Genomic DNA, 11,679 nt, shown 5'->3' with positions numbered 1-11,679 from the left:
CGACTTGCCCTAACTCCGTTTGGGAGCGGGAAGTCGGTTTTAACGTGGGTGCTATTTAAGCTTCTGCGTCTGCTTCAGCAGCTTCTGCAGACTGGCCAACCTCGTAGCGTTCGAAAGCGGTCAGCTCAACGCCAGCTTCCTTCATCAGGTCGCCAACGGACTTCTTGCTGTCAGCAACAGATGGCTGCTCCAGCAGGACCCAGTCCTTGTAGAAGCCGCCCAGGCGGCCTTCGACAATCTTAGGGATTGCCTTTTCTGGCTTGCCTTCAGCGCGGGTGATTTCTTCCGCGATAGCGCGTTCCTTCTCGATGATGTCAGCTGGGACATCTTCGCGGGACAGCCACTTTGCGCGCAGTGCAGCAACCTGCATTGCAGCGCCGCGTGCAGCCTCAGCAGCTTCGTCACCTTCACCGGTGTACGCGACGATGACACCAACAGATGGTGGCAGGTCAGCGGAACGACGGTGCATGTAGACAGCGGACTTGTCGCCTTCCAGGGTGGTTGCGCGACGCAGTTCCAGCTTTTCACCAATCTTTGCGGACAGGCGGTCCAGTGCTTCAGCAGCGTCCAGGCCGTCGACCTGAACCTTTGCCAGCTCTTCTGGGGTGTTGGCCTTGACTGCAGCAGCAGCGTCAGCAACAGCCTGTGCGAAGTCGATGAATTCGCCGGTCTTGGCAACGAAGTCGGTTTCGGAGTTGATCTCGACCAGGGTCATGCCGGACTGCGCGATGATGCCTTCAGCAGCGGTGCGCTCTGCACGCTTGCCAACGTCCTTGGCACCCTTGATGCGCAGCAGTTCAACGGCCTTGTCGAAGTCACCATCGGACTCCACCAAAGCATCCTTGCAAGCCTTCATGCCGGAGCCGGTGAGCTCGCGAAGCTTCTTAACGTCAGCTGCGGTGATATTCGCCATCGGGGGCGATCCTCCTCGTTAGTTAGGGGTGAGATTTCCGTGCCGTATCAGAGTAAGGCACGGCGGAAGGTTAAGCCGGACTTAGGCTTGTTCTGCTGGAGCTTCGGTTGCAGCTTCAGCTGGTGCCTCTGCTGGTGCTTCAGCAGCAGCCTCGGTTGCCTCTGCTGGGACGACCTCAGCTTCGCCAGCGTCGCCAGCAGCTTCCTTGGCAGCAGCGTTGTCACGCTCAGCCTTAGCGGCGCGACCTGCCTGAACAGCGTTCGTGATGATGCCGGACAGCACAGCGACGGAGCGGATTGCGTCGTCGTTGCCTGGGATTGGGTAGTCCACGTCGTCTGGGTCGCAGTTGGTGTCCAGGATGGCCACAACTGGGATGCCCAGCTTCTTCGCCTCGGAGATGGCGATGTGTTCCTTGTTGGTGTCCACGATCCACAGTGCGGAAGGAACCTTAGCCATATCGCGGATGCCGCCCAGGGTGCGCTCCAGCTTGGTGCGCTCACGGGTCAGCATGAGGATTTCCTTCTTGGTGCGGCCTTCGTAGCCGTCCTCAGCTGCGTCCATGGCCTGCAGTTCCTTCAGGCGAGCCAAGCGCTTGGAGACGGTCTGGAAGTTGGTCAGCATACCGCCGAGCCAGCGGTGGGTGACGTATGGCATGCCGCAAGCTTCAGCAGCTTCAGCGACGGAGTCCTGAGCCTGCTTCTTGGTGCCAATAAACAGGATGTTGCCGCCGTGAGCGACGGTTTCCTTGACGAATTCGTATGCTTCGTCGATGTAGGTCAGGGTCTGCTGCAGGTCAATGATGTAGATGCCATTGCGGTCGGTGAAGATGAAACGACGCATCTTTGGGTTCCAGCGGCGGGTCTGGTGACCGAAGTGCACGCCGGCATCAAGCAGCTCACGCATGGTGATAACAGCCATATTGTTTCAGGGAAGTTCCATATTTGGCAGTAGCTTCTGCCGGAGACTCCCCTTCCTCGCTTTCTCACGAATGTACGGTTAGGTCGATTGTGTGGGTTTTTATCCCACACCCTGGTGCTTTCTGCCCTAACGGCACCCGTCACCGCGATTGTGTCGGATTCGGGACCGCGCCATCAGGATGCGAATTGAAAGCACGCGAAGTCAGCAGCCGCAAATTCGCGGCACACTGCACCGGCAACTATAGCCGGTTAAAGACTGCAAATTCAATCCACCGGCTTCGGAGTGTTGCTCCCCCACACTCGAATGCAGCCCCTGCCGATACGTTATCCACAATCACCGAGCTTTCCCCACCGTGTGCCTCCGTTTGTTCGTCGCCAAGCCCAGTGGTCTGTGTAGTGCGCCAAGGTTGCGGTATGCACCTATTTTCGCCCCAACCGCGCGTATCGACGTTTACCGCCATCAACCGGGCTATTGGGCTCGTGCTGGCGGCACTAGTAATGGCGGTTCAACTGGCGGCATCGCCAGAAACGTACGCGGCAGCAGCCAAAGTGTGGCATCGCAAACCCACGGCGGGGGCGGTGACTCGCGACTACGACCCGCCACTAAAGAATTGGCTACCTGGGCATCGTGGTGTTGACTTGGCGGCAGCTGACGGGAGTGTGGTGGTGGCTTCAGCTGCAGGCGTGGTGCACTTCGCGGGAATGGTGGCCGGCACCCCGGTGGTCTCAGTAATGCACGCCGATGGGATTCGCACGACATACCAGCCGGTTACAACGTCGTTGCGGCGGGGAATGCAGGTCAGCAAAGGGCAACCAGTTGGAGTTTTGCGCCGAAATGACGAACACGACGGACTCCACTGGGGAGCCCGCCGTGGCGAGGTCTATCTCAATCCGCTGTCATTGCTTCGTCCGCGGCAAGTTCGGCTGGTGCCGCCGCGGATTCTGGACGGCTAGCGCCCGAGGGCGCTGCCGCAGATCGGTTAGGAGTTGAAGTAGTTAACGATGCGGTCGGCAACTTTGTCGGTGTCATGGACCAGCACACCGTGGCTACGTCCTTGAATGACAATCTTTTCGCCGCCCATCACGCGTTGCACTTCGTGGATGGCCTTACCGGTCACCGCATTGTCTTTGCTGTATCCGAGAATAATTGGCTTCTTTTCCAGCTTCGTGCCGGTGACAGGGCGGAAAGGACGAGGCTTTGGCCAGCCTGCACATACCTGGCCGGTGGCGATGCCATTTTCGACTACGTCCATAATGTCGCCGCCAGTCCAAGCGTTGACTAGATGCTGTGGCAGGCGGTCTAGGTGCGCTGGGGTGGCATTTTCATTGCACAAAATGGCTCGTTCAACGACTGCACCAGCATTGACCTGCAGCATGATTTCTTGAATCTGCTTCGGGGTCAGCTTCGGGTTAGTCATCTGCTTTGGCAGACCATCCCGCAACCATTTTGCGGTCTGGTCCCAGCTGCTTTCGTTGTACAGCGCACCGTAGACAGTCAGTTGATAGGTTGGCGACCCCATCGTCACGCCTGGGGCCGCTTGGAAACTACCGAAGAAGCTTTCGGTGCGGTGCTGTACTGGGAGCACTTGGTTCATCAGTGGCAACGCGGCTTCTTTATGCTGCTTAAGCCCTGCAGGCAGATCGCCAACCTTTGCTGGAGGTGGGGTTACTTCCGCTGGTCGGCCTACTTCACGGTTAATCCGGTGCGCCCACTTCCGGTACACCTGCAATGGAGTCTTACCTAGGTGGTAGATGTGGTCACGGTCCGCAATCCACTGGAAGTAAGCATTGAGGGCTTCCCGGCGAGCTGGCAACCGCGAAGCACCCAGCTGGAACCAAACATCTGATGGCGCAATGCTCGAATCCAAAATCGTGTGATTCGTGCGGTGCGGGAACATCGTGGCGTAAGTGGACATCAGTGCGCCGCCGTAGGACACACCGTAGAGGTTCAGCTGTTCTTCACCGAGCAAACGACGGGCGACGTCTAGGTCGCGGGCGGTGTTGGCGGTTGTGATGTGCTGCACCACGCCTGGGCTCGAGGATTCACAGGCGTGATAGAACGCCGCTGGACCAGCCTGAGCGACGAACGTCCCCGGAAGTCCTTGGAAATCACAGGTGACATTGCCAGCGTGGGCGTGACCGCGTGGCTGCACCGCAATCAAGTCATACTGATTACGCAGCTGCTTCGGCAGCACAATCTGGCCCTCATTCGCTGGGTCCTTCATCGATTCGGAGGAAGCGAACATTCCCAGCGCGCTGCCACCTGGGCCGCCAGGGTTACCGGCGATCACGCCGCGGCGCTGGCTAGGGCCGCCTTCGGCAGGAATGCGGCTCATCGTGATGGTGAGCTTTTTACCCTGCGGTTTGGAATAGTCCACTGGCACCTTGAAGGTGGCGCATTCAGCGCGCTTATCTGCGACAGTGAGCTCAGGGCACGCACCCCACGTTAATTTCTGTCCCGCCGGGGTTGCTGTTGCTGGAGTAACTGCGATAGTGGCCATCATCGCAGCAGCAGCAACCGGAATGGTGACGGCCTTAGTCAATCGACGGGACAACTTCATTGCGGGTCCGCAATCCTTTCGGTAGTTAAGTGTGACTTCACACTATCTAAAGGCATTTTCAGGCTTAATAGGGGCGATTCTCATTACCCCCGAGCGGGTGTAAACAATTGTGCAGCTACGCGCGCGGATGCGCCTGAGCATGAGCAGCCCGCAACCGTTCCGGCGACACATGGGTATAAATCTGTGTGGTTGCCAAACTGGAATGCCCCAGTAGTTCCTGGACCACGCGCAGGTCTGCCCCGGCTTGCAACAGATGAGTGGCAGCGGAGTGCCGAAGCCCGTGTGGCGACAATTCCGCACCAGGCACTGCCCCAGTGAGCCGATGGACAAAGTCTCGAGCTTGACGAGGGTTGAGGCGGCCACCGCGCGCCCCTAAAAAGAGTGCCTGCCCGGAATTGTTCTGCACTAGCTGCTTTCGACCGTCATCGAGCCATCGTTGCAGTGCCTTAGCTGCTGGGACACCAAACGGTACCGTGCGCTGCTTAGCTCCTTTGCCCAGCACCCGCAACGTCCGAGCATGGAAATCAATGTCAGAGGTATTAAGACCGCACAGTTCCGACACACGGATACCCGTGCCGTAGAGCACTTCTAGCACCGCAACATCGCGCTGCCCGATGGGATTATCGGCAGTGGCAAGTTCTTCTGCGGCTTGCAAGATTTCAGTTAACTGCTCTGCTCGGTCGTGCTCTGGCAGCGTCCGGTATGCCCGTGGAGAAGCTAGTCGAGCTGCGGGGTCAGATGTCATGTACTCCCGTTGCACCGCCCACTGGCAAAACGACCGACACGTCGATGTCCGCCTAGCCATGGTGGTGCGAGCCAATCCATCGCGCTGGCCTTGCGCAAGCCATCGGCGCAGATGCGCGGTCGTCAGCTCCGCTATATCCCCCAGCCCTTCGCTCATTGCGGCGAGATCCGTCGCATACGCCCGTAGCGTATGCGGGCTGCGGTTGCGTACAAGCCGCTGGTAATCCAGGTACTCCTCAATGATCGCTTCGACAGTGGCCATACCCGTAGCTTAGCCGGAACGCTGCCACTTATTTCCCTCCCGCACCACAAGCCCCTTCTGTTCCAAAGCCACCAGCATATGCACAGTCAGTGCAATCCCAAGACCAGCAACCGGCGCAACGTCCTCAGCTCTCACCGCCTTGCGCAGCTCCAGCGCATCAAAGACTCGCAGCTCCGACCGAGACAGCTGCCCCGCAATCGATTCCGACGCCGACTGCGTCATCTCCAAAGCCAACTGCTCGCCTTCTGGCACCGAACCCACGGTCTCTACTAGCTCCCGAACTTGCCCGGCGCTAGCTACCAACACCGCGCGTTGCTCTCGAATCCGCTCATGCCCAGCTACCGACATGCGCGAAGTCACCGGCCCGGGCACTGCCGCAACTGGGCGATTCATCGCTTCCGCCCAGGACACGGTACTCAGCGCACCCGACCGAAAGCCTGCTTCGACCAGCACGGTTGCCTGGCCAAAGGCGGCCGCTAGGCGGTTTCTCGTCAAAAAGCGATGACGGTGGGGCCGCTGACCTGGTGCATATTCACTCACCACCACGCCCCTGGCGCGGATCTTTTCAAACATTGGCCCGTTGGCTTGCGGGTACACCACGCCCGGGCCGTGCGCTGCGACCGCGATTGTGGCTCCGCCGGCGGACAATGCGCCCTGATGTGCCGCGGCATCAATGCCCAGTGCCCCACCGGAAACCACTGTGTACCCGGTCGCAGCGAGGTCCGCGGCGAACTCCCGCGCAATACTATCGCCGTATCGTGACGCTGCCCGCGTGCCAACAATGGTGATAGCTCGCTCCGTCAACGCGGCAAGGTCGCCCCGGCCGGACACCCACAACGCTATCGGTGGAACCGCATTGTCACGGCTGGTATCAATCCGGGCGAAGGCATCCGCGAGCAAGTCCCCCGGCCAATCGGGGTCATCAGCAGTAATGAGGCGTGCGTCTGCGGCGGCACCATCGGCAAGCATCTGCTGCGGGTTAACTGCGGACGCACGGGTTTCGGTCGCGGACAACAATGGTTCCGGCAGGTTTCGGCGGTCCCGGATGCGTAGCGCCAGCTCCACCGGGTCGATGCCCTCGGCGGTCAATAGTTGCGACAGGAGGTAGTTGGGAGGTTCAGCGACCTGGGAAAGATAGGCCCACGCTTGTTGACGTTTATGCGACATTGTTCAGCTCAGAGATGTACTCATGCAGCGCGATCGCGCCAGCGACGTCATCGATGGTCGGTTGCTGACGGGCAGCAAGGTCCGCAAGGCTCCACGCCACCCGCAAGGTACGGTCCACCCCACGCTGACTGATCTGGCCGAGCGCCAATTGAGCTTGCAAAAAGGCCATAGCAGCCTCATCGCCTGGGAAATGCCGACGCAGCAATTTGCCAGATATCTGTGCAGTGCGCAGATCCCTGATTCCCATCACAGTGCGGCTGCTGACATCTGCCGCCAGTTCTGGCGCGCTGCGCCACCGCGCATCGGCACGCTGGCGGGCTTCAGCCACGCGCTCGGCAACAATTGCCGAAGATTCCGCAGTGTCATCAGTAATGGCTGCGACTGGCTTGGCTGTTGGTACCACCAAATCTATGCGGTCGAGCAGCGGGCCGGAGAAACGATTGTTATACCGTCGCCGCACCGTCGACGCGCATGTGCATGACGATGGCTCTGCTGCCCCACAGGCGCACGGATTCGCAGCCATCACCAGCTGCGCTTGCGCCGGATACGTCACTTGATAGCGCGACCGCGTCAAACTCACCTCACCCAGTTCCAAAGGGGTTCGCAGACTATCCAAAACCCCAGCCGCAATCTCTGCAGCTTCATCCAAGAACAACACACCACAATGAGCCAAGCTGACCGCGCCGGGCTGCGGCACTCCCGAGCCACCGCCGATAAGGGCACTGCGGGTGACGGAATGGTGCGGCGCAATGAACGGCGGATGGAACACAACGGGTTGCTGTGGGTTCAGCAGTCCAGCTACCGAATGCACTGCGGATAGTTCCAAGCGTGCTTCCGGCGACAGTGGCGGAAGAATTCCGGGCAGACAGGACGCGAGCATGGACTTGCCGGAGCCGGGTGGTCCAATCATCAGTAGATGATGGCCGCCCACCGCGGCGATTTCTACAGCTTGGCGTGCCAGTGGTTGACCGATGACATCCGCCAGATCGGCTTTCGCCGGTGGAGACGGCGTCACATAGTGAACCGCTGTGGCATCAGCGCTATTAAGGCCTGCACCTGTGGTGAGCCAGTGACCGAGCTGCTCGAGGTGTGCGACACCTGCGACTTCGATTCCGTCAACAAGCAATGCTTCCTGCAGGTTTGCGGCCGGAACAATGAAACGGCGCCAGCCCTCTTCCCTGGCGGCGCGAACGGCGGGCAGCACACCGGGGATGGCGCGGACGGTGCCGTCCAGGCCAACTTCGCCGAGGAACATGGTGCCAGCGATGCGGGCGTGCATCTGGTCCGATACGTCGGTGCGGGCATCGAGCACTGCCGCAATCATCGCTAGGTCAAAGCCACTGCCGTGTTTTGGAAGTGACGCCGGCGACAGAGACAGCACCACCTTCGTTTTCGGCCAGCCCAGCCCCGCGTTCAAGCAAGCAATCCGAATGCGGTCTTTCGCCTCGGCAACTGCGGTATCACCTAAGCCGACAATCGAAATGCCGGGCAGGCCATGGCCAGCGTCGGCTTCCACGGTGACTACGGTTCCGGCGATACCTTGCAGTGCCACCGAATGTGCAACTCCTACTGCCATTAGGCCACCTGCTCATAGTGCTTGCAGCACCAGTGGCCACCCGCATTGGTCACCACAATGGCGTCAAAGGTTACTTCCGGCCAGTATTGTTCCTGATTGGCGAACCAGCGGACGGCGGCGCGGCGCATACGGCGTAATTTGCGTTCGTCAATTGCGCTGATGGCATCGCCGAAGGTGTCATTGGTGCGGGTTTTGACTTCAACGAAAGCAAGCAGGCCATCACGCTCGGCGATAATGTCCAACTCGTCGGGGCCAACGTGAACATTCCGACCGAGGATTTCGTAGCCGCGGCCGCGGAGGTATTGCGCGGCAGTTTCTTCGCCGATGCGGCCGGTTTCGTGGATAACTGACATGGGCTGGCCTTTCAGGTGTGAGCAAGGGATGCGCGTTGCTCCCTAACCACACCACGACCGTCGGCTTACAAACCGCCACGAACGCCGAAACCGGGCCGCCACTGTGGACAACCCGGTTGGTGTGAATAAGTCGCTCCTGTGGCGCTTACTCCGGCATGCGTAGTTCTGGCTTATCCAGCTCTTCGATATTGACGTCCTTGAAGGTAATCACGCGGACATAGCGCACAAAACGTGCTGGGCGATACATGTCCCACACCCAAGCATCAGACATGCGGATTTCGAAATAGACTTCGCCACCGGCTTCATGCGGGATGAGTTCTACGGCGTTGGCGAGGTAGAAACGGCGTTCGGTCTCTACGACGTAGGAAAACTGGCTGACGATATCGCGGTATTCGCGGTACAGCGACAGTTCAACCTCTGCCTCGTAATTGTCGAGGTCTTCGGTGCTCATGCCAATTCCTTCCGTAACTCGTGCTTTTCAAAAACTGCCTGTGCTTTTTGCACATTCGCGTAACTCATCCGGTGAATGGCACAGGCCCCTTGAGTGCGCATTGCCTGCGCATGCGCGGCAGTGCCGTACCCCTTGTGACCTGCGAACCCATAACCGGGGTAGGCAGAATCGTATTCCACCATAATTCGGTCTCGCGTCACTTTGGCGATGACACTCGCAGCCGCAATACAAAGCTCCTGCGCATCGCCGCCAATAATATTCGTCATCGGCATCGTCAGCCCCGGCACCTGCCACGCGTCGGTGAGCACATGCTCCGGCGCTGGCTGCAGCGCCTCCACGGCGCGCCGCATCCCACCGATATTCATCTGCTGCAACCCAAGGGTGTCAATGTCCTCGGGCGGAATGACAATTGCACTCCATGCCACTGCTTCGGCGACAATCAGGTCGTAAAAGGTATCGCGGCGTTTGGGGGTCAACTTCTTGGAGTCGGTCAGCCCCAGCCACCCATCATGCAGCTGCGGCGGCAAAATACAGGCGGCAATGACCATCGGACCAGCACACGCGCCGCGACCAGCTTCATCAACCCCAGCAATGAGCTGCACCCCAGCGGAGCGCAGCTGTTCCGAGTCGGTCACTTGACCCCACCGGTGCGTCCGACAGGCAACAAAATGGCCCGCACTTTACCGACGACCTGGTCCACGGGAATGGTGCCCTGGAATTCGTCACCGATGTGGTAGCGCGAGTCCGCCGAGTTCGTGCGGTTATCGCCCATCATGAACAGTTGGTCTTCTGGCACGGTAATTGGCCCAAAGTATGGCCCGCCGCACTGGTCCGAGCCAGTCAGTTCATCGACAGGGTTTTGCGGCGGCTGCAGCGTCATCGAGGTGTCGGCCAGCACGCCGTCGACCATCACACCGGGGTCACCAGGCAGGCACCGAATGGTTTGACCTTCGGTGGCCATCACGCGCTTAACCAAAGCGTTTTCGTCTGGCGCACCCAGACCAACGTAGGAGCCGAGGGTTTGCACGCCGCGCAGCACTGGATTTTCCGAGCGATTCGACACATACCCCTGGTTCCAAGAGTCCGTGCCGTTAAACACCAGCACGTCACCGACCTGCGGCTCGTTGAAGTCGTAAACCATTTTGTCGACCCAGATCCGGTCGCCCTCACAGCCTTGGCAGCCGTGCAGCGTCGGTTCCATCGACTCCGACGGAATCAGGTAAATCCGGCCGATAAAGGTCTGAATCATAAAGGACAGCAGCAGCGCCGCCACAATAATGATCGGCAGTTCCACCCACCAAGGTCGGCTGCGCTTTGCTTCGGTGCTTTCGGTGCCAACCTCTGGTTCGTCGGCTCGTGGGTTTTCTGCTTCTGACACGTTTTCACACTATAGCAGCGGCCCCAGACAGCCTATTTCGCTCGACTATGTATCTGCTACGCATCATCAGAGTCGTAGCGCCACAGCTGGCCGCCGTCAGCATCAGCCACCGCAATGGTCACCTTCGGCTCACCGGCAGCGTCTCCGTCGCGCAGCGTCAACTGCACATCCAAGTGGTCACCGCCACCAGGTTCACCAACCCGATAGTGGTAGTCCTGGTTTTCTAGCTTGACCGCGCTCGTGACACCATCAACCAACCACGGATGCTGTCGACGGATAGCAATCAGCGCCTGATAGGCCCGCAAAGTTCGCTCCCCAAGCGGCAACAATTCCTCTGGTGATTCCGGAAACGTTGGCCGGATCGCATCGTCGCCGTGAATATTTTCTTCCTTCACCCCGGTGAACCCCTGCTCGTCGCCGGCGTAGATAGAAGGAATGCCGCCAATGGTCATCAGCACTGTCGCTGCGACAATGGCACCATCTTGGCCTACTTGCGAGGCAATCCGCGTGACATCGTGGTTGCCGATGAAGGTGTTTGGCGTGAAAGCCTGTAGGAACTCCGCATGCCGCTGCAGCGCCCAATCCAATTCAAAGAAGTTTTGGTCCTTAATACTCGACCAAATGGCCTTCCACAGTTGGTACTGCGTCACGGAATCCACCCCGGATTCAGCGACAAATTGCGGGTAGTCGCCGTGGATGACCTCACCAAGAATCCATGCTTCCGGATGACGCTTTTTGACGCGTTGGTTCACTCGGGAAAGGAACCCAGCATCAATTGAATAGGCAGCGTCCAGACGCCAACCGTCGATACCGCGCTCAAGCCAATGCGTCATCACGTCGACGACGAAGTCTTCCACTTTCGGGCTGTGGTGGTTCAAGCGGGCAAGCTGACCGTGCCCCTCAAAGACACGCGGCGCCGGACCACCTGGCGCGTTCCAGTCAATGTCGAACATTTCCGCGGCCTCAGACGTCGGCCCCTCGACAAGAGCCTGTTGGAGCAGTGGGTGCCGGTCGCTGACGTGGCTGAACACACCATCAAGCAGGACTCGCAGTCCGCGGCGCTTGCACTCAGCGATAAGCCAGTCGAAATCCTCCTCGTCGCCGAGCCGTGGGTCAATCCGGAAGTAGTCGAGCGTGTCGTAGCCGTGGGTCAGCGAATCGAAAACCGGCCCCAGCAGAATCCCGGATGCTCCTAGCTCGATGGCGTAATCCAGCCAGCCGCCTAGCCGCTGAATGCGGTGCGCTGGGGTGCGGTCGGCGTCGTGAATCGGCGCGCCGCAGAAGCCGAGAGGGTAAATGTGCCACCAGATGGCATGGTCGATCCAGTTCATGCTTTCTAGCTTATGCCGAAATAGAA

12 protein-coding genes are annotated in these 11,679 nt (G+C 59.5%); 1 reads left to right on the top strand and 11 read right to left on the bottom strand.

Annotated features, from left to right (window positions below):
- Positions 1-55: 55 nt before the first annotated feature.
- Positions 56-913 carry a translation elongation factor Ts gene (gene tsf / locus A3EC_RS0103540; RefSeq protein ID WP_018023791.1) on the bottom strand — a complete coding sequence of 286 codons (858 nt, stop codon included), beginning with the start codon at positions 911-913 and terminating at the stop codon, positions 56-58.
- A gap of 81 nt (positions 914-994) precedes the next feature.
- On the bottom strand, positions 995-1,831 hold the full coding sequence (gene rpsB, locus A3EC_RS0103535) for a 30S ribosomal protein S2 (RefSeq protein WP_018023790.1): 837 nt from the start codon (positions 1,829-1,831) through the stop codon (positions 995-997).
- Between the two features lie 413 nt (positions 1,832-2,244).
- Here rpsB and A3EC_RS0103530 point away from each other — a divergent pair, with 413 nt between their 5' ends.
- Positions 2,245-2,784, top strand: a complete 540-nt coding sequence (locus A3EC_RS0103530; RefSeq protein ID WP_211206058.1) for a M23 family metallopeptidase — start codon at positions 2,245-2,247, stop codon at positions 2,782-2,784.
- Positions 2,785-2,810: 26 nt separating this feature from the next.
- On the opposite strand, the gene A3EC_RS11250 is transcribed toward A3EC_RS0103530, so the two are convergent.
- The 9 genes from A3EC_RS11250 to A3EC_RS0103485 all read right to left on the bottom strand — a co-directional run bounded on the left by A3EC_RS11250 (position 2,811) and on the right by A3EC_RS0103485 (position 11,653).
- A complete protein-coding gene (locus A3EC_RS11250) occupies positions 2,811-4,391 on the bottom strand; it encodes an alpha/beta fold hydrolase (RefSeq protein ID WP_018023788.1) in 1,581 nt (526 codons plus the stop codon).
- 115 nt (positions 4,392-4,506) lie between these two features.
- A complete protein-coding gene (locus A3EC_RS0103520; RefSeq protein ID WP_040427902.1) occupies positions 4,507-5,397 on the bottom strand; it encodes a tyrosine recombinase XerC in 891 nt (296 codons plus the stop codon).
- Positions 5,398-5,406: 9 nt separating this feature from the next.
- A complete protein-coding gene (locus A3EC_RS0103515) occupies positions 5,407-6,564 on the bottom strand; it encodes a DNA-processing protein DprA (RefSeq protein ID WP_026162155.1) in 1,158 nt (385 codons plus the stop codon).
- Complete coding sequence (locus A3EC_RS0103510) at positions 6,554-8,140, bottom strand: YifB family Mg chelatase-like AAA ATPase (protein WP_018023785.1); 1,587 nt, start codon at positions 8,138-8,140, stop codon at positions 6,554-6,556. Before A3EC_RS0103510 ends, A3EC_RS0103515 begins: the two co-directional genes overlap by 11 nt.
- On the bottom strand, positions 8,140-8,493 hold the full coding sequence (locus tag A3EC_RS0103505) for a YraN family protein (RefSeq protein ID WP_018023784.1): 354 nt from the start codon (positions 8,491-8,493) through the stop codon (positions 8,140-8,142). The genes A3EC_RS0103510 and A3EC_RS0103505 overlap by 1 nt, the downstream gene beginning before the upstream one ends.
- A 145-nt stretch (positions 8,494-8,638) precedes the next feature.
- Positions 8,639-8,944 carry a DUF2469 domain-containing protein gene (locus tag A3EC_RS0103500; protein WP_018023783.1) on the bottom strand — a complete coding sequence of 102 codons (306 nt, stop codon included), beginning with the start codon at positions 8,942-8,944 and terminating at the stop codon, positions 8,639-8,641.
- Positions 8,941-9,579 carry a ribonuclease HII gene (locus tag A3EC_RS0103495; RefSeq protein ID WP_018023782.1) on the bottom strand — a complete coding sequence of 213 codons (639 nt, stop codon included), beginning with the start codon at positions 9,577-9,579 and terminating at the stop codon, positions 8,941-8,943. The genes A3EC_RS0103500 and A3EC_RS0103495 overlap by 4 nt, the downstream gene beginning before the upstream one ends.
- Positions 9,576-10,322, bottom strand: a complete 747-nt coding sequence (gene lepB, locus A3EC_RS0103490) for a signal peptidase I (RefSeq protein WP_018023781.1) — start codon at positions 10,320-10,322, stop codon at positions 9,576-9,578. Before lepB ends, A3EC_RS0103495 begins: the two co-directional genes overlap by 4 nt.
- Before the next feature lie 56 nt (positions 10,323-10,378).
- Entirely contained in the window at positions 10,379-11,653 is a 1,275-nt protein-coding gene (locus A3EC_RS0103485; protein WP_018023780.1) for an alpha-amylase family protein, read from the bottom strand.
- Positions 11,654-11,679: the final 26 nt, after the last annotated feature.

The sequence above is a fragment of the Corynebacterium ulceribovis DSM 45146 genome (assembly GCF_000372445.1).
Taxonomy (GTDB): Bacteria; Actinomycetota; Actinomycetes; order Mycobacteriales; family Mycobacteriaceae; genus Corynebacterium; species Corynebacterium ulceribovis.
Note: the sequence above shows the minus strand (reverse complement) of the source record. Positions and strands in the feature narration are given on the sequence as shown.

Bases quoted from the DNA above. Each gene is read 5' to 3' on its own strand.
- A3EC_RS0103505 (WP_018023784.1), bottom strand. From the start codon at position 8,493: ATGTCAGTTATCCACGAAACCGGCCGCATCGGCGAAGAAACTGCCGCG.
- A3EC_RS0103510 (WP_018023785.1), bottom strand. From the start codon at position 8,140: ATGGCAGTAGGAGTTGCACATTCGGTGGCACTGCAAGGTATCGCCGGA.
- A3EC_RS0103530 (WP_211206058.1), top strand. From the start codon at position 2,245: ATGCACCTATTTTCGCCCCAACCGCGCGTATCGACGTTTACCGCCATC.
- A3EC_RS0103485 (WP_018023780.1), bottom strand. From the start codon at position 11,653: ATGAACTGGATCGACCATGCCATCTGGTGGCACATTTACCCTCTCGGC.
- A3EC_RS0103515 (WP_026162155.1), bottom strand. From the start codon at position 6,564: ATGTCGCATAAACGTCAACAAGCGTGGGCCTATCTTTCCCAGGTCGCT.
- tsf (WP_018023791.1), bottom strand. From the start codon at position 913: ATGGCGAATATCACCGCAGCTGACGTTAAGAAGCTTCGCGAGCTCACC.
- A3EC_RS0103500 (WP_018023783.1), bottom strand. From the start codon at position 8,944: ATGAGCACCGAAGACCTCGACAATTACGAGGCAGAGGTTGAACTGTCG.
- rpsB (WP_018023790.1), bottom strand. From the start codon at position 1,831: ATGGCTGTTATCACCATGCGTGAGCTGCTTGATGCCGGCGTGCACTTC.
- A3EC_RS0103520 (WP_040427902.1), bottom strand. From the start codon at position 5,397: ATGGCCACTGTCGAAGCGATCATTGAGGAGTACCTGGATTACCAGCGG.
- A3EC_RS11250 (WP_018023788.1), bottom strand. From the start codon at position 4,391: ATGAAGTTGTCCCGTCGATTGACTAAGGCCGTCACCATTCCGGTTGCT.